Raw genomic sequence first — 16516 nt, forward strand, 5'->3', positions numbered from 1 at the left:
TCAAGCTCCTACAGCGGCCGAGGTGAATCGCACGTATCCGTTGGCGTCGAGTTCCTCGGCGAGTTCGGGGCCGCCCTCGGCCACGATCCGCCCGCCGACGAAGACGTGCACGAACTGCGGCTGGATGTAGCGCAGGATTCGGGTGTAGTGGGTGATCAGCAGGATGCCGCCGTTCTCGCGCTCCTTGTAGCGGTTGACGCCCTCGGAGACGATGCGCAGCGCGTCGACGTCCAGGCCGGAGTCGGTCTCGTCCAGGATCGCGATCTTCGGCTTCAGCAGACCCAGCTGCAGGATCTCGTGACGCTTCTTCTCACCGCCCGAAAAGCCTTCATTCACACTGCGTTCCGCGAAGGCCTGGTCGATCTCCAGCTCGGACATCGACTCCTTGACCTCCTTCACCCAGTGCCGCAGCTTGGGCGCCTCGCCGCGCACGGCGGTGGCGGCGGTGCGCAGGAAGTTCGACATCGAGACGCCGGGCACCTCGACGGGGTACTGCATGGCCAGGAACAGGCCGGCCCGCGCGCGCTCGTCCACCGACATGGCGAGCACATCCTCGCCGTCGAGGGTGATCGAACCCTGGGTCACCGTGTACTTGGGGTGCCCGGCGATCGCGTACGAGAGGGTCGACTTGCCGGAGCCGTTGGGGCCCATGATCGCGTGCGTCTCACCGGATTTCACGGTGAGATCGACGCCCTTGAGGATCTTGACGGTCTCACCGTCCGGCGTGGCGACCTCGACGTGCAGGTCCTTGATTTCCAGGGTGGTCATGGAGTTCCTTTGCGGGATAAGGGGATTCGGGTTCAGGCACCGATGGCGGCGAGTTCGGCCTCGATGGCCGTCTCCAGCCGCTCCCGGACCTCGGGCACGGCGATCTTCTGGATGATCTCGTGGAAGAAGCCGCGCACCACCAGACGGCGGGCCGCCTCCTCCGGGATACCGCGGGCGCGCAGGTAGAACAGCTGCTCGTCGTCGAAGCGGCCGGTGGCGCTGGCGTGCCCGGCGCCGACGATCTCGCCGGTCTCGATCTCCAGGTTCGGCACCGAATCGGCGCGGGCGCCGTCGGTGAGCACCAGGTTGCGGTTCACCTCGAAGGTGTCGGTGCCCTCGGCGGCGGCGCGGATCAGCACATCGCCGACCCAGACCGTGCGGGCGTCGCCCTTGGGCGAGGCCGGATCGCCTTGCAGCGCACCCTTGTACAGCACATTGGATTTGCAGTTCGGGACCGCGTGGTCGACCAGCAGGCGCTGTTCGAAATGCTGTCCGGCGTCGGCGAAGTAGAGGCCGAGCAGTTCCGCGTCACCGCCGGGGCCGTCGTATTTGACGGTGCCGGTGAGGCGGACCAGGTCGCCGCCGATGGTGACGGCGGTGTGCCGCAGCGTGGCATCGCGGCCGAGCCGGGCGTGGTGCGCGGTGGCGTGTACCGCGTCGTCGGCCCAGTCCTGCACCGCGACCACGGTGAGCCGGGCGCTGTCGCCGAGCACGAATTCCACGTTCTCCGCGTAGGTTCCGCTGCCCCGCTGGTCGATGACCACGGTGGCGACGGCGAAATTGCCGAGACGGATCTGCAGGTGACCGTATGCGGTCTTACCCTCGCCCGGCCCGGTGACGGTGACCGTAACCGGCTCGGCCACTTCGGTTTCCGCACCGACGGTCACCACGGTGGCCTGTTCGAAGCCCGAGTATGCCTGCGCCGCTACGCGATCCGACGGCACACCGGCGGCGCCGAGCCGAGAGTCATTGCGGTCCACCGTCTCCACGGTCACGCCGGCGACCGGGGTGACCTCGACGGTGGCCCGGCCATCGCGCACCGCGGTGCCGTCGTGCAGACCGCGCAGGCGGCGCAAGGGGGTGAAGCGCCACGCCTCGTCCTTGGCGGAGGGCACCTCGAAGGCGTTCACATCGAAGGAGGTGAACACCTCCCCCTTGTTGACCGCGATACGCGCCTCGCCGGCCTCAGCAACATTCTCGACCGGCATCAGCCGACCGCTCCTTCCATCTGCAGTTCGATCAGGCGGTTCAGTTCGAGCGCGTACTCCATCGGGAGTTCCTTGGCGATCGGCTCGACGAATCCGCGCACCACCATCGCCATCGCCTCGTCCTCGGTCATACCGCGGCTCATCAGGTAGAACAGCTGATCCTCGGAAACCTTGGAGACGGTGGCCTCGTGGCCCATCGTCACGTCGTCCTCACGGATGTCGACGTAGGGGTAGGTATCCGAGCGGCTGACCGTATCGACAAGCAGCGCATCGCATTTCACCGTCGACTTGGAGCCGTGCGCACCCTTGTTCACCTGGACGAGGCCGCGGTAGGACGCCCGTCCGCCGCCGCGCGCCACCGACTTCGACACGATGGTCGACGAGGTGTGCGGCGCCAGGTGCAGCATCTTCGCGCCGGTGTCCTGGTGCTGGCCCTCACCCGCGAACGCCACCGAGAGCACCTCGCCCTTGGCGTGCTCGCCGGTCATCCAGACCGCCGGGTACTTCATGGTGACCTTGGAGCCGATATTGCCGTCGATCCACTCCATGGTCGCGCCCGCCTCCGCCTTGGCCCGCTTGGTGACCAGGTTGTAGACGTTGTTCGACCAGTTCTGGATGGTGGTGTAGCGGCAGCGGCCGCCCTTCTTCACGATGATCTCCACCACTGCGGAGTGCAGCGAGTCCGAGCTGTAGATCGGCGCGGTGCAGCCCTCGACGTAATGCACGTACGCACCCTCGTCGACGATGATCAGCGTCCGCTCGAACTGGCCCATGTTCTCGGTGTTGATCCGGAAGTAGGCCTGCAGCGGAATGTCGACGTGCACGCCCGGCGGCACGTAGATGAACGAACCGCCCGACCACACCGCGGTGTTCAGCGCGGAGAACTTGTTGTCACCGGCCGGGATCACCGAACCGAAGTACTGCTGGAAGATCTCCGGATGCTCCTTGAGACCGGTGTCGGTGTCGAGGAAGATCACGCCCTGCTGTTCCAGGTCCTCGCGGATCTGGTGGTAGACGACCTCCGACTCGTACTGCGCGGCGACACCCGCGACGAGGCGCTGCTTCTCCGCCTCCGGGATACCCAGCTTGTCGTAGGTGTTCTTGATGTCCTCGGGCAGCTCGTCCCAGCTGGCGGCCTGCTTCTCGGTGGAGCGGACGAAGTATTTGATGTTGTCGAAATCGATGCCGTCGAGCTTGGAACCCCACGTCGGCATGGGCTTGCGGTCGAAGATGCGCAACGCCTTGAGCCGGATGTCGAGCATCCACTCCGGCTCGTTCTTCTTGGCCGAGATGTCGCGCACGACCGCCTCGGAAAGACCACGTTGCGCGCTGGCGCCAGCGACATCCGAGTCAGCCCAGCCGTAGCCGTACTTACCCAGGGAGGCGATGGTCTCCTCCTGGGTGAGCGGCTGCACCTGGTCAGTGGTCGTCGTCATTCGGCACTCCTTCCGGAGTCGTTCGTTCGTACCGTCGCGGGCTGTGCGGCGGATTCTGTTGTGGCTGTTCGGTTTTCGGTATTCGGCAGGACGAACAACGGCACGTGCGTGGTGCACGCGCAGTCGCCGTTGGCGATGGTGGCCAGCCGCTGCACATGCGTGCCGAGCAGTTCCCGGAACGCCACCAGCTCGGCCTCACACAGCTGCGGGAACTCCTCCGCGACGTGCGCGACCGGGCAGTGATGCTGGCAGATCTGCACGCCCGCGCCCACCTTGCGGGTGGAGGCGGCGAAGCCCGCGCCGGTGAACGCCTCGGCGATCTCCCCGGCCTTGGCCGCGGTGCGCTCCGGGGTGTGCACGTCGAGCGGTTCGATCCCGGCCACGATAGTGCGCGCCCGTTTCCTGGCGAATTCGGTGATGGCCTGTTCGCCGCCGATCTCGCCGAGCTGGCGGATGGCCGCCCCGGCCAAATCGTCGTACGCGTGACCTAGCCGACCGCGGCCCGCGGCCGTCAACTGGTATTGCTTGGCCGGCCTGCCGCGACCTTTCTGCTGCCACGGCGCGGACCTGCCCGCCCGCGCCTCACCCGATTCGATGAGCGCGTCGAGATGCCTGCGCACCCCGGCCGGGGCCAGGCCGAGCCGCTCCCCGATGGCGGTCGCGGTGATGGGACCCTCCTCGAGCAGCAATTTCACAATGGCCGCCCGGGTATGCCCCTCGCCTCCGACCGTCGCGGGTGCGGCGGCCGACCCGGCGGCAGGGCTGTGACCTGCGCCGTCGTCGTTGTTCCGCAAACCCACGGTTTTCACAACATCAGTGTGGCGGAATTCCTTCCCGAAATCTAATAAGGGTGCCCTGAGTACTTGACGCCCCGAGCTGGGCAAATGCCACATTCGTCCAGGACGCGCCCGGAATGATCCGCTGCGAGCCTGGTCACAGTGGCCGTATTGAATAACGAAATGATTTCGAAGACGGTGGTCATCTGGATCTGATCCGACCGGTGTGATCAGTCGGGTCAGCACCTCCGCATTCGCTCCGGCCATGCGCGGGCTGGGGGCGGGCTGCGCCCGGCAGCGCCCACTAGGCTGCGTCTCGTGGCAGTACTGGACGGCGCGCGGCGCGGGGCATCCGCATTCCAGCGCAAGGCATTCGCGCTCGGGCGCCGGGCACTCGGGCTCGACGTACCGGCGCCCGATCACACCATCGCGGTGTTGCACAGCGCGGAATCCGAAGTGCCGGGGCTCAACCGGAAGGAAACGGTTCAGCTCGACCGGATCCGGCTGCTCGGCGCGACCGGAACGGTGCTGATGGCGATCAGCGCGCTCGGCATCGGCGCGCAGCCGGTGCAGCAGAATCCGACATCGGGCATGCGGGTGCTCGGCCTTTTCGCGCGGGCGCACACCGGATCGCTGGCGATGTGCATGATCGGCACGGTCGTCGTGGTGCTGGCCTGGCTGCTGCTCGGGCGCTTCGCGATCGGCGGTCTCGGCGGATCCCCGGTGCACCGGCTGACCAGATCGCAGCTCGACCGGACCGTGCTGCTCTGGATCATCCCGCTGAGCATCGCACCACCGCTGTTCAGCAACGACGTGTATTCCTATCTGGCACAGAGCGAAATCGCCGAACGGGGACTCGACCCGTACATCGTCGGGCCGAAGGCCGGACTCGGCGTCGACAACGTGCTCACCCGGAACGTGCCGACCATCTGGCTGGGCACACCGGCGCCGTACGGTCCGCTCTTCCTCTGGATGGGGCGCGGCATCGCCTACCTCACCGGCGACAACATCATCTTCGGCGTCTGGGCGCATCGGGTGCTGGCGCTGGCCGGTGTCGCGTTGATCGTGTGGGCGCTGCCCCGGCTCTCGGTGCGCTGCGGAGTCGCGCCGGTCAGCGCGCTGTGGCTGGGCGTCGCCAATCCGCTGGTGCTGTTCCACCTCGTCGGCGGCGTGCACAACGACGGCCTGATGCTCGGATTGATGCTGGCCGGACTGGAGTTCTGCCTGCGGGCCATCGAGGATATGCATCCGTTCAACGGGCGGGCGTACGCGATGCTGATCTTCGGGGCGATCGTCATGACGATGTCGTCCTCGATCAAGTTCACCTCGATCATCGCGCTCGGCTTCGTCGGGATGGCGCTGGCGAGACGCTGGGGCGCCAACTGGCGCGCGGTACTGATATCGGCCGGGATGCTCGGCGGAGTAGCCATCGGCACAACGCTTTTCATCACCGCGGCGAGCGGGCTCAGCTTCGGCTGGATCTTCACCCTCGGCGTGGCGAACGCGGTGCGCAGCTGGATGTCGCTGCCCACGGCGCTCGGCATCATCACCGGATTCGGCGGCGTACTACTGGGATTGGGCGATCACACGACCGCTCTGCTCAGCATCACCAGGCCGATCGCCGCCGTCGTCGCCGGATTCCTTTCGCTGCGTATGCTTTTCGCCACCCTCACCGGGCGGCTGCATCCGGTGGGCGCGCTCGGCGTCGCGCTCGGCGCGATCGTGCTGCTCTTCCCCGTCGTGCAACCGTGGTATCTGCTGTGGGCGATCGTGCCGCTCGCCGCATGGGCGACCAGACCCGCCTTCCGCGTCCCGGCGATCGCGTTCTCGGCGGTGGTGAGCGTCATCCTGATGCCGAGGGGCGCCGACCTCGCGGTATTCCAGATCGTCGGGGCGGCAATCGCCACCGTCATCGTCTCGGTGCTGTTCATCGTGCTCACCAGAAATGTGCTGCCGTGGCGACGCGAGCCGGGGGTGTCGGCTCCGTCACACCGGGCCACGCCCTACGGTGTTGCACCGTGACCGAGCGAAACCTGGGCATTGCCGCCCTGGCAGGTACGCACCGCGGCGAGGACGCCTCGTGACCGAGCGCAGCGAGGGAACCGTGGGCACAGGACCATTGAGCCCTGGCGAGGACGCGTCGTGACCACTTCCGGACCCGCCGTCCGCGTCGACGGGGTCGTCAAACGCTACGGGGACACCACCGCGGTGGACGGGATCGGCTTCGATGTCGAACGCGCGCAGGTACTCGCGCTGCTCGGCCCGAACGGCGCGGGCAAGACCACCACCGTCGAGATGTGCGAGGGGTTCGTCACTCCCGACTCCGGATCGGTGCGGGTGCTCGGCCTGGACCCGATCGCCGATTCGGATCGGCTGCGCCCGCGCATCGGCGTGATGTTGCAGGGCGGCGGCGCGTATCCGGGTGCGCGAGCCGGGGAAATGCTCGACCTGGTGGCCGCCTATTCGGCCGATCCGCTGGACCCGGAGTGGCTGCTGCGCACGCTCGGACTGCAGGACAATCGCCGCACCCCCTACCGGCGGCTGTCCGGCGGCCAGCAGCAGCGGTTGGCGCTGGCCTGCGCGCTCGTCGGGCGGCCGGAGATCGTGTTCCTCGACGAACCGACCGCGGGCCTGGACGCGCAGGCGCGGCTCATTGTCTGGGAACTGATCGATTCGCTGCGCCGCGACGGTGTTTCGGTGCTGCTCACCACGCACATGATGGACGAGGCCGAGCAGCTGGCCGACCAGCTGGTGATCATCGATCACGGCCGGATCGTCGCGGCGGGCACGCCCGCCGAGGTGACCGCGCACGGCGCCGCCGGACAGTTGCGTTTCACCGCCCCACCGAAACTCGATCTCGAATTGTTGAAAGCCGCGCTGCCGGAGGGTTTCTCGCCGCGCGAGACCGCGCCGGGCGCGTATCTGGTGGAGGGCGAGATCAGCCCGCAGGTGCTGGCGACGGTGACCGCGTGGTGTGCGCGAATCGACGTGCTGCCCAGCGATATCCGGATCGACCAGCGCAGGCTGGAGGACGTCTTCCTGGAACTCACCGGACGGGACCTACGCGGATGAACCAGTCGGCACCGGCCGCGCGCTTCGCGCCCGGCACCTTCTCCCCCGACCCGCGGCCGAATTCGCGCCCGGCCATGCTGGCCGCGCAGACTCGGCTGGAGTTGATCCTGTTGCTGCGCAACGGGGAACAGCTGCTGCTCACCATGTTCATACCGATCACGCTGCTGATCGGGATGACGCTGCTGCCGTTCGGCGATCTCGGATCACACCGGGTGGACAAGATCGTGCCCGCGGTGATGATGGTCGCGGTGATGTCGACCGCGTTCACCGGCCAGGCCATCGCGGTCGGCTTCGACCGCCGCTACGGCGCGCTGAAACGCCTTGGCGCGACCGCGCTTCCACGCTGGGGCATTATCGCGGGCAAGAGCGCCGCGGTGCTGATCGTCGTGGTGTTGCAGGCGATCCTGTTGGGCGCCATCGGATTCGCGCTCGGCTGGCGGCCCGGGATCGCGGGGCTCGCGCTCGGCGCGGTGGTGATCGCGCTCGGCACCGCGACCTTCGCGGCGATGGGTCTGCTGCTGGGCGGCACGCTGAAGGCGGAAGTGGTACTGGCGCTTGCGAATATCCTCTGGTTCATTCTGCTCGGCATCGCGAGTGTGGTTTTCGCCACCGACCATCTGCCTACGGCGGTGAACATCCTCGCCAGGCTGGCGCCGTCGGGCGCGCTCGCGGTGTGCCTGGAGGAGGCGATGCGCAGCAGCGTCGACTGGTTCGGGCTGGCGGTGCTGCTGGTGTGGGGTGGGGTTTCCGGCGCGCTCGCGACGCGCTATTTCCGTTTCCAGTAGCGGATATTCGAACCCAACGACGACATGTAGTAGACCGGTTGCGGGTGCCGCCGAGGCGCTCGCTACCATCGTTGCGTGCTGTATCGCGCATTCCTGCGACTCGTCGATCTGCTCCCGCTGCCCTCCCTCCGGGTGCAGCGGGCGTTCGCCCTCGCGGTCATCATTTCGCAGGCCGGGATCTGCGTCACCGGTGCGGTCGTCCGCGTCACCGCATCCGGCCTCGGCTGCCCGACCTGGCCGGAGTGCTTCCCGGGCAGCTTCACCCCGGTCGGCGTATCCGAGGTGCCGGTGTTGCATCAGGCCGTCGAATTCAGCAACCGGATGCTCACCTTCCTCGTCTCCCTGTGCGCCGGGCTCATCGTGCTCGCGGTGGTCCGCGCCCGGCGCCGCCGCGAGGTGCTGGTGTACGCGTGGCTGATGCCGGGCGGCACCGTGCTGCAGGCCGTGATCGGCGGCATCACCGTGCGGGCCGGGCTGCTCTGGTGGACCGTCTCGGTGCATCTGCTCGCCTCGATGCTCATGGTCTGGCTGGCGACCGTCCTGTTCGTGAAGGTCGGCCAGCCCGACGACGGCATCGAAACCGTCCAGGCGCCAACGCCTTTGCGCTGGCTCACCGGACTCACCGCGGTGGTGATGGCCGCGGTGCTGGTGGCGGGCACCCTGGTCACCGGTGCCGGACCGCATGCGGGCGACAAGAGCATCACGCGGCCGGTGCGGCGGTTGGAGGTGGATATCACCCCCCTGGTCCACCTGCACGCCGAACTGCTCGTCGCCTACCTCTCGCTGCTGATCGGACTCGGATTCGGGCTGTTCGCCGTCGGCATCACCCGTCGCGTCCGCATCCGGCTGTTCGCGGTGATCGCGACCGTCTGCGCACAGGCACTGCTCGGGGTGGTCCAGTACTTCACCCACGTGCCCGCGGCCCTCGTGGTCTTCCACGTCGGCGGCGCCACCCTGTGCATCATCGGCACCGCGATACTGTGGGCGGCGCTGCGCACCCGGGAGAAAGTGTCCGCGCCGGAGCCGGTGGCGCTGGCCACCTGAACCATCCGGCCGCCGGACCGGTGACATAGGTCCCTGCGGCCGAGGTCCGGCGACCCGGTTGTCGCGGCCCCTGCTACTGCGAGGGTCGAGCTATGACCACCCTCGCCAATCAGCAGTCCATCGTCGTCGGGATCGATGGCAGCACAACCGCTCTGGCGGCGGCCCGATGGGCGGGCGTGCTGGCCGCTCGCCAGCGCGTGCCGCTCGTCGTCCTGGGGGTCGTTCCCCTGGTCGATTACCGGATCGCCGCCTCCGCCTGGGCGGAGCTCGACATCCTGCCCAGCCTGCGGGCCGCCGCCGAGCGCAATGTCGCCGCCGCGGCGGCCGCCGTCCGGCAGGATCAACCCGAGCTGGAGATCCGCCCGCTCGTCGTCGACGGCGATGCGGCGCACGCGCTGGTTCAGGCGTCCGCCGCGGCCCGCCTGCTGGTGGTCGCCGCGACCCCGGGCAACCGGCTCACCACTTTGCTGCTCGGCTCCACCGCACTGCGGGTGGCCAATAAGGCGACCTGCCCGGTCGCGGTGTGGCGCGGCGATATCGAGCACCCGCTGCCGGACCGGCGGCCGGTGCTGGTCGGCGTCGACGGCAGTCCGGACGGCGAGGACGCGCTGGCCCACACGTTCGAAACGGCCTCGCTGCTCGGCGTCGATATCGTCGCGTTGCACGCGTGGGAGGATCCGGATCTGTTGCGCTGGACCGTACTTCCGGAAAGCTGGCCGGATCTGGCGACGCAGGAGCAGGAATTGCTGGCGGAGCGGCTCGCGGGCTGGCAGCCACGGCCACAATCGGGTCGCGGGCCTGCTCGTCGGGTCGACCAGCCAGAACCTGCTGCACCACGCCCCGTGCCCGGTCATCGTCTGCAGGCAGCCGGCGTGAATCCAGAACGCATTGCGGCACAGGGAAAGTGACAGCCATGAGCATCCGGGCGGACCGGCGCGACATCGTCGTCGGCATCGACGGCTCGAATACGGCGCTCAACGCGGCGCGCTGGGCGGCGTATCTGGCCGTCGCGCTGCGGGCGCCGCTCGTGCTCGCCAATGTGCTCACCGGGCCGTACTTCCGTAGCGAGACAACGGCATTGAGCCGATCGGAGGATCCCGGCCGCGAGGACTACCTCGGGCAGAGCGTACGCATCGCCCGGGTCCTGCTCGATCAGGCGGCGGAACTGCTGCGAACCTGCACACCCGAGCTGCCGGTAACCACCGAAATACTGCACGGCTCCGCCCATTCCGCACTGCGACGACGCACCGAACGGGCGCGGATGCTGGTGGTCGGCGCGGATACCGCATTCGGCTCGAAGCTGCTCGGCGCCACCGCGATACATGTCGCGCTGCACGGCCACTGCCCGGTGGGTGTGTGGCGCGGCGACGCGGGACGACCCATTCCGCGCGACCGCACGATCGCCGTCGGCGTCGACGGAACCGCGCTGAGCGAGCCCGCGATCGGGCACGCCTTCGAACTCGCCGACGCCCTGCGCGTACCGCTCACGGCGGTGCACCTCTGGTCGCCCGCGCGGATCCCGCCGATCGGCGGGTACATCGATCGCAACGCCGAGGAACAGGCGGTGCTGTCGGAATCGCTCGCCGGTTGGTCGGAGCGGTTCCCCGATGTCGAGATCATCCCGGTCCCGGTACCCGCGATACCGGCCGCCTTTCTCACCGAAATCGCCCATACCGCACAGCTTTTGGTGATCGGCACGCATGGCCGGTCACTGCTCGGCGCGGCCCTGTTCGGATCGACCAGCCGCGAGTTACTGCAACAAGCCCCCTGCCCGGTGCTCGTCTGCCGGAGCGAACCCTCGGCCGGAGAGGACCGACCCCGATGACAGTTCGTGATGACCGCGGCGAGACCGATTACGGCACAGCGCCGCTCGGCCCGATCGCGATCGGCGTCGCCGTCGTGCTGCTCGGCGGACTGCTGATCGCGCTGCCCCGCATTCCGGGCTGGGCGCACGACTGCGGCGCCACCCTCATCGCCATGGCCGTCGTGCTGCATCTGGCGCTGGCCGGTGGCCTGCTGCGCTGGGGCATCGACGAAATGCTCGGCGGGCCGGTCGATCGACTCGCGTCGGGCCGGAGCATATTCCGGCGGCGAGCAGCCGCCGGAGAACCGTTATTCGTTGCGCGCCTTGGGGAATCGAGTCTGCCGGGCGACCCAGCCCGCCATCTTGGCCCAGTGCCCCTCGCGCGGGGTGACGATCGAGGTGAGTTCGCGGTCCCATTCGTCGGCCGCGGTGAGACCGTCGACGGTGGTGACGAGTTCGGCGACCGTTTCCAGGTCGGGAACGACGCGGTCGCCGAGGATGCCGTCGGCGCCGATCAACGTGAGCCGTACGCCGACGCGACCGATCGGCTGCGGGACGACGGTCGCGGAGCCGCCGTGCTCGGCGACGAAACCTGCGACGGACTCCACGAGGGAACCCGACAACTTCAGCGGGGCCGGGGCTGCGTGAGCACTCATGAGCGGAAGTTTACCGGCCAGTAGGGAATTGTTCCGGCAGCCGGGTGGGTTAATGGGTGCTATGCGCTCCATACAGGTTTCCGAAAACGGCGGTCCCGAGGTCCTGAAATATGTGGAGGTGCCGGATCCGCGGATCGGACCGGAGCAACTCCTCGTCGACGTCGACGCGAGCGGCGTCAACTACATCGACGTCTACTTCCGGATCGGCCGGTACCCGCAGCCGCTGCCCTACATCCCCGGTTCGGAGGGCACGGGCGTGGTGGCCGAGGTCGGCTCGGCGGTGACCGAATTCGCCGTCGGCGACCGCGTCGCGTGGGCCGCGGCGCCGGGCAGCTACGCCGAACGCGTCGCGGTGAACGCCGCCGTCGCGATCCGGGTGCCGGACGGGGTGGCGCCCGAGACCGCCGCCTCGGTGCTGCTGCAGGGCATGACCGCGCACTATCTGCTCAATTCGATCTACGAACCGAAACCCGGCGAGTCGGTGCTCGTCCATGCGGGCGCCGGCGGCACCGGGCTGTTCCTCACCCAGCTGGCGGTCGCCAAGGGCGCCAGGGTGATCACCACCGTGTCGTCCGACGAGAAGGAGGCGCTGTCGAGGGAGGCGGGTGCGGCCGAGGTGCTGCGCTACGGCGACGATCTGGCCGAGCGGGTACGCAAACTCACCGACGGCGTCGGCGTCGCCGCGGTATACGACGGCGTCGGCGCGTCCACCTTCGAGGCCAGCCTCGCTTCGCTGCGGGTGCGCGGCATGCTGGCGCTGTTCGGCGCGGCCAGCGGTCCGGTGCCGCCGTTCGATCTGCAGCGACTGAACCCGGCGGGGTCGGTGTTCGTCACCCGGCCGACGCTCGCCCACTACACCCGCGACCGCGCCGAATTGGTCTGGCGCGCAGGCGATGTCTTCAATGCCATCGCCGACGGCACGCTGCGGGTTCGCACCGGCGCGAGCTATCCGCTGGCCGAGGCCGCACAGGCGCACCACGACCTGGAGGCGCGCAAGACCACGGGCTCGATTGTGCTGCGGCCCTGAGTGATTCGACGCCGGTTGATTCGACCTGGCGTCAGGTAACCGGCGTTGCCGACCGACGGCACGCGTCATGGAATTCGGCCCCGGGCAACGTCTTTCAGCACCCCGGGGCCGAATCGTATTTCTCCCCTGATGCCGTACGGAGTCGACCCGCCGCGTCGACAACCATTGCCACCAGTTCCCCGAACAGCTTGTCCGGATCCCCGAAAACGGTCTCCCCCATTGCCGCGGCATGCGGATTCGCCGTGGTGTCAACGCGTTCCGACCGCTGCTCGACCGAATACCGGCCGTCCCCGGCCTGCGCCTGTTCCTCGATGCAGAAGCCGGTCACGAAGTCGTACAGCAGTTTCGTCGCGCGTGACGCGTCTGCGATGGTGAATCCCTGCCGCACAAGCGAACTCAGCCGGGCCTCCTGATCGCGGTAGATCGCGGGATCGGTGAGATAGGTACCGCTGATCATCTTCGCGCCGTCCCGGTGGGTGAGCAGCCGCCGCCGCAGCGCCGCGGCGAATTCGAATAGTTCCCGATCCCAGGACAGGTCCCGCGTCAGCGCGTCGATCTCCGCGCCGAGCCGCCGCCAGATCTCGGTGGTCATCTCGTCGAGCAACTCCTGCTTGTTTCTGACGTGCCAGTACAGCGCGGGCGGCTTCACCCCCAGTTTGTCGGCGACCAGACGCACCGTCAGCCCGTCCAGCCCGGCCTCGTCCAGCACCGCCAGTCCGGCCGTGACGATCGTCTCCTTGGTGAGTCCGCGTCCCATACTTGACAGCTTAACGTCATTAAGGAGATCCTCGGACCGACGCCAATTTAACGTCGTTAAGGAGACCTCATGAAGGCGGCAATACTCGGCAACGCGGGAGAAACCCCTGCATACGGCGATTTCGCCGAACCACCCGAACAAGACGGCCGGACACTCGTCGACCTGGTCGCCGCGGGCATCCACCCCCTGGTCCGGTCGCTGGCGAGCGGTTCGCACTACGGCAGCACCGATATCTACCCACTGATCCCCGGCGTGGACGCGGTCGCTCGGACCGCCGACGGCACGCTGGTGTACACCGGATTCACCAAGGCCCCGTACGGCACCATGGCCGAGCGCATGTCGGTACCGTCCGGCATGCACTTCCCGCTGCCCGCCGGCGCGGATCCGACGCGGATCGCGGGCGGGATGAATCCGGGCATGTCGTCCTGGCTCATCCTGCAGGATCGGCTGAATACCTTGCGCGCCAACCCGAATGGGCCGAAGACACTCGGCACGGTGCTGATCCTCGGCGCGACCGGCATGGCGGGCCTGCTGGCGATCCAGAACGCATACCGGCTCGGCGCGAATCGGGTGATCGCGGTGGGGCGCGACGCGGCCGCCTTGGACCGTGCGAAAGCCTATGGCGCACAGACGGTCACACCCACCGACCGTGACGAGACAGTGGCCGCCCTGATCGACGCCATCGGCGCCGAAGCGCCTCGATTGGTGCTCGACTATGTCTGGGGCAAACCCGCCGAGGCCGCATTCGCCGCACTGGCCCGACCGGGTCTCAGCGAAGACGACGCCGGTATCTCCTACGTCCAGATCGGCGCCCTCGCCGGGGCGGAGGCGGCCGTTCCCGCGTCGCTGCTGGGCGGCCACCGCATCAGCATTTCCGGCAGCGGCATGGGATCTGTTTCGGTACAACGGATTCTGGCCGCGATCCCGGAATACCTGAACCTGATCGCCACCGGGAAGGTCGAGGTGCCGGTACGCACCTACCCGCTCGCCGAGATATCCGCGGCCTGGAAGGCGGCCGCGGACAGCGGAATTCGCGCGGTGGTCGTTCCCGGCTGAGCCGGTTCAGCAGTCGCGGCCGGTGAGTCCGCGATAGACGAAGCGGGTGAGCGCATCGATGGCCTGCTCGTCGGACATTTCCACGGCGCCGTCCTCGACCGCCTGGAGTAGACCGGTGACGAGCAGGAACATCATGGCGAGGCTGGCGTCGGGTCGTGCGGGCAACTTCAGGCCGCGCTCATCGAACGCGTCTAGATGGTCGATGATGTCATCGCGCTGCTGTTTCCCGAATTGCCATGCCTGCCTGGCGAATTCGTCGTCGACCAAAGCGGCCTGCTGCACCGATCGATAGACCGGCCAATGCTTGCGCGACGACCGCCAGAACACCTCGACATGGAAGCGGACCGCGGCAGGATCGGTGAAGTCCGGATTGTGCTCACCCGTCTCGACGTGCCGATCCTCGTCCGCCGCAACATCGTTCAGCAGTTCCCGGAGCAACTGCTCCTTACTGGCGAAGTGGTTGTAGAACGAGCCCGCGGCCCGGCCCGCCGCCGCGGTGATGTCGGTGATCTTGGTGTTGAGGTACCCGCGCTCGGCGAACAGCCGCCGGGCCGCGGCCTTGAGCGCCTGCTCGGTTTCCGCCGATCGTTCCTTGCGACTCATGGACACCCGCATCACCTCCTTGACAACGAAAGGTATCAACTCCAATACTGAACTCACATTCACTGAATGTAATTTCAGCAAAAGGGAGTTGTCATGCCACAGCAGGTACTCATCGCGGGCGCCGGACCCACCGGGCTCAGCCTGGCCATCGACCTGGCCCGCCGCGGCGTGCCGGTACGCATCGTCGAACAGGCCGGATCGCATTTCGCCGGATCGCGCGGCGACGGCATCCAGCCGCGCACGCTGGAGGTTTTCGACGACCTCGGCGTGCTCGACGCGATCATGTCCGCGAGCATCCCCGTGCCCGTGATGCGGATCGTCATCGACGGCGACCAGGTCGGCGAGCGCCGGATCGCCGAACCGCAGGCCCCGACACCGGCCGTCCCCTACCCCAACGTGCGGATGCTCGGCCAGTCCGATACCGAGGCGATCCTGCGCGACCGCCTGGCCGCACTCGGCGTGTCCGTCGAACTGTCCACCGCCCTTGTCGATTTCACACAGGACGACACCGGTGTCACCGCCCGGCTCACCGGCCCGGCGGGTCCGGAAACCGTTCGTGCGGCCTACCTCGTCGGTGCCGACGGCGGCCGCAGCGCGGTGCGCAAGACCCTCGGCATCCCCTTCGACGGCACCACCGACGAATCGCTGCGCATGCTGCTCGGCGATGTCCGGGCGGACGCGCTCGACCACGATTTCGGCTACTGGTTCGCCACGGCGGAGCAGCCGATGGACGGAATCATGCTCTCGCCCTTGCCCGGACGGCCGCACTTCCAATTCGCGGCCCCGCTGGAACCGGCCGCCGAACCGACGATCGACGTGCTACAGCGCTATCTGAACGAGTACGGCGGCACCGGAATCACGCTGTCCGACCTCACCTGGGTCACCGTCTGGCGTCCGAATATCCGCCTGGCCCAACGGTTCCGGGACGGCCGCGTCTTCCTCGCCGGTGACGCCGCGCACACCCATCCGCCCACCGGCGGCCAGGGCATGAACACCGGCATCCAAGACGCGTACAACCTCGGCTGGAAGTTGGCCGCCGCACTCGACGGCACCGATCTGCTCGACAGCTACGAGCGCGAGCGCCGCGCCGTCGCCGCCAGGGTGCTCGGCATCAGCAGCGACCTGATGGACCGGACGCGGGCAGGCGATCCGAAGGCGATGGAACGCGGCGAGACCACCCGCCAGCTCGATATCACCTACCGCGATCCGGCGGCGGACGGCCCGCTGGTCACCGGCGACCGCGCACCCGATGCCCCGCTGAAAGACGAAGCCGGACAGCCGATCCGCCTCTTCGACCTGTTCCGCGGCCCACACGCGACACTGCTCTGCTTCGGCGAAACACCAACGCCGCCAACCCAACAGGGCGTCGAGGTCTACACGGTGGTCCGCCCGGGCGACACCGCCCCCGGCCGCTACGTCGTCGACGTGGACGGCCACGCCTTCGCCGCCTACCACGCCGAGGTCGGCACACACGTACTGATCCGCCCGGACGGTTATCTGGCCGAGTACATCACGCGAAACTAA

General features: G+C 68.1%; 16 protein-coding genes and 1 pseudogene. 10 read left to right on the forward strand and 7 right to left on the reverse strand.

Annotated features, from left to right (window positions below; genetic code table 11):
• Genes sufC through F5544_RS27725 form a run of 4 tightly spaced genes read right to left on the reverse strand, consistent with a single transcriptional unit; the run spans nucleotide 1 to nucleotide 4305 of the window.
• Nucleotides 1–768, reverse strand: coding sequence for a Fe-S cluster assembly ATPase SufC (gene sufC, locus F5544_RS27710; RefSeq protein ID WP_167475903.1), 768 nt, complete (start codon nucleotides 766–768; stop codon nucleotides 1–3).
• 32 nt (nucleotides 769–800) lie between these two features.
• Nucleotides 801–1976, reverse strand: coding sequence for a Fe-S cluster assembly protein SufD (gene sufD / locus F5544_RS27715; protein WP_167475904.1), 1176 nt, complete (start codon nucleotides 1974–1976; stop codon nucleotides 801–803).
• Nucleotides 1976–3412: a Fe-S cluster assembly protein SufB gene (gene sufB / locus F5544_RS27720; protein WP_167475905.1), complete on the reverse strand. Its 1437-nt coding sequence runs from the start codon at nucleotides 3410–3412 to the stop codon at nucleotides 1976–1978. The genes sufD and sufB overlap by 1 nt, the downstream gene beginning before the upstream one ends.
• On the reverse strand, nucleotides 3409–4305 hold the full coding sequence (locus tag F5544_RS27725) for a helix-turn-helix transcriptional regulator (RefSeq protein ID WP_167475906.1): 897 nt from the start codon (nucleotides 4303–4305) through the stop codon (nucleotides 3409–3411). The genes sufB and F5544_RS27725 overlap by 4 nt, the downstream gene beginning before the upstream one ends.
• Nucleotides 4306–4506: 201 nt before the next feature.
• Between F5544_RS27725 and mptB the strand changes: the two genes are divergently transcribed.
• The 7 genes and pseudogenes from mptB (at nucleotide 4507) to F5544_RS27755 (ending at nucleotide 10914) form a co-directional block, all read left to right on the forward strand.
• Nucleotides 4507–6210, forward strand: coding sequence for a polyprenol phosphomannose-dependent alpha 1,6 mannosyltransferase MptB (mptB, locus tag F5544_RS27730; RefSeq protein ID WP_167475907.1), 1704 nt, complete (start codon nucleotides 4507–4509; stop codon nucleotides 6208–6210).
• A gap of 120 nt (nucleotides 6211–6330) precedes the next feature.
• Nucleotides 6331–7260, forward strand: a complete 930-nt coding sequence (locus F5544_RS27735; protein WP_174867420.1) for an ABC transporter ATP-binding protein — start codon at nucleotides 6331–6333, stop codon at nucleotides 7258–7260.
• On the forward strand, nucleotides 7257–8045 hold the full coding sequence (locus F5544_RS27740; RefSeq protein WP_167475908.1) for an ABC transporter permease: 789 nt from the start codon (nucleotides 7257–7259) through the stop codon (nucleotides 8043–8045). The genes F5544_RS27735 and F5544_RS27740 overlap by 4 nt, the downstream gene beginning before the upstream one ends.
• A gap of 75 nt (nucleotides 8046–8120) precedes the next feature.
• Entirely contained in the window at nucleotides 8121–9089 is a 969-nt protein-coding gene (locus F5544_RS27745) for a COX15/CtaA family protein (protein WP_167475909.1), read from the forward strand.
• A 92-nt stretch (nucleotides 9090–9181) separates the two neighbouring features.
• Nucleotides 9182–9802, forward strand: a pseudogene (locus F5544_RS27750) (universal stress protein); the annotation flags it as partial.
• 85 nt (nucleotides 9803–9887) lie between these two features.
• Nucleotides 9888–9965, forward strand: coding sequence for a universal stress protein (locus F5544_RS47605; RefSeq protein ID WP_428847185.1), 78 nt, complete (start codon nucleotides 9888–9890; stop codon nucleotides 9963–9965).
• Between the two features lie 37 nt (nucleotides 9966–10002).
• Complete coding sequence (locus tag F5544_RS27755; protein WP_167475911.1) at nucleotides 10003–10914, forward strand: universal stress protein; 912 nt, start codon at nucleotides 10003–10005, stop codon at nucleotides 10912–10914.
• 287 nt (nucleotides 10915–11201) lie between these two features.
• Here F5544_RS27755 and F5544_RS27760 read toward each other — a convergent pair whose 3' ends face one another.
• Complete coding sequence (locus tag F5544_RS27760; protein WP_167475912.1) at nucleotides 11202–11549, reverse strand: hypothetical protein; 348 nt, start codon at nucleotides 11547–11549, stop codon at nucleotides 11202–11204.
• A gap of 61 nt (nucleotides 11550–11610) precedes the next feature.
• Between F5544_RS27760 and F5544_RS27765 the strand changes: the two genes are divergently transcribed.
• Nucleotides 11611–12576 (forward strand): quinone oxidoreductase family protein, encoded by a 966-nt coding sequence (locus F5544_RS27765; protein ID WP_167475913.1) that lies wholly within the window; start codon nucleotides 11611–11613, stop codon nucleotides 12574–12576.
• Between the two features lie 94 nt (nucleotides 12577–12670).
• Here F5544_RS27765 and F5544_RS27770 read toward each other — a convergent pair whose 3' ends face one another.
• Nucleotides 12671–13333 carry a TetR/AcrR family transcriptional regulator C-terminal domain-containing protein gene (locus tag F5544_RS27770; RefSeq protein ID WP_167475914.1) on the reverse strand — a complete coding sequence of 221 codons (663 nt, stop codon included), beginning with the start codon at nucleotides 13331–13333 and terminating at the stop codon, nucleotides 12671–12673.
• A gap of 69 nt (nucleotides 13334–13402) precedes the next feature.
• Here F5544_RS27770 and F5544_RS27775 point away from each other — a divergent pair, with 69 nt between their 5' ends.
• A complete protein-coding gene (locus F5544_RS27775) occupies nucleotides 13403–14389 on the forward strand; it encodes a quinone oxidoreductase family protein (protein WP_167475915.1) in 987 nt (328 codons plus the stop codon).
• Between the two features lie 6 nt (nucleotides 14390–14395).
• On the opposite strand, the gene F5544_RS27780 is transcribed toward F5544_RS27775, so the two are convergent.
• Nucleotides 14396–15049: a TetR/AcrR family transcriptional regulator gene (locus F5544_RS27780; RefSeq protein WP_238846701.1), complete on the reverse strand. Its 654-nt coding sequence runs from the start codon at nucleotides 15047–15049 to the stop codon at nucleotides 14396–14398.
• 36 nt (nucleotides 15050–15085) lie between these two features.
• On the opposite strand from F5544_RS27780, the gene F5544_RS27785 reads away from it, so the two are divergent.
• Nucleotides 15086–16516, forward strand: a complete 1431-nt coding sequence (locus tag F5544_RS27785) for an FAD-dependent monooxygenase (RefSeq protein WP_167475916.1) — start codon at nucleotides 15086–15088, stop codon at nucleotides 16514–16516.

The organism is Nocardia arthritidis (assembly GCF_011801145.1).
Classification (GTDB): Bacteria; Actinomycetota; Actinomycetes; order Mycobacteriales; family Mycobacteriaceae; genus Nocardia; species Nocardia arthritidis_A.

Excerpts from the sequence above, each read along its gene's own strand:
- sufC (WP_167475903.1), bottom strand. The coding sequence starts at position 768 with ATGACCACCCTGGAAATCAAGGACCTGCACGTCGAGGTCGCCACGCCG.
- F5544_RS27725 (WP_167475906.1), bottom strand. The coding sequence starts at position 4,305 with ATGTGGCATTTGCCCAGCTCGGGGCGTCAAGTACTCAGGGCACCCTTA.
- F5544_RS27740 (WP_167475908.1), top strand. The coding sequence starts at position 7,257 with ATGAACCAGTCGGCACCGGCCGCGCGCTTCGCGCCCGGCACCTTCTCC.
- sufB (WP_167475905.1), bottom strand. The coding sequence starts at position 3,412 with ATGACGACGACCACTGACCAGGTGCAGCCGCTCACCCAGGAGGAGACC.
- F5544_RS27760 (WP_167475912.1), bottom strand. The coding sequence starts at position 11,549 with ATGAGTGCTCACGCAGCCCCGGCCCCGCTGAAGTTGTCGGGTTCCCTC.
- F5544_RS27770 (WP_167475914.1), bottom strand. The coding sequence starts at position 13,333 with ATGGGACGCGGACTCACCAAGGAGACGATCGTCACGGCCGGACTGGCG.
- F5544_RS27765 (WP_167475913.1), top strand. The coding sequence starts at position 11,611 with ATGCGCTCCATACAGGTTTCCGAAAACGGCGGTCCCGAGGTCCTGAAA.
- F5544_RS27775 (WP_167475915.1), top strand. The coding sequence starts at position 13,403 with ATGAAGGCGGCAATACTCGGCAACGCGGGAGAAACCCCTGCATACGGC.
- F5544_RS27755 (WP_167475911.1), top strand. The coding sequence starts at position 10,003 with ATGAGCATCCGGGCGGACCGGCGCGACATCGTCGTCGGCATCGACGGC.
- F5544_RS27785 (WP_167475916.1), top strand. The coding sequence starts at position 15,086 with ATGCCACAGCAGGTACTCATCGCGGGCGCCGGACCCACCGGGCTCAGC.
- sufD (WP_167475904.1), bottom strand. The coding sequence starts at position 1,976 with ATGCCGGTCGAGAATGTTGCTGAGGCCGGCGAGGCGCGTATCGCGGTC.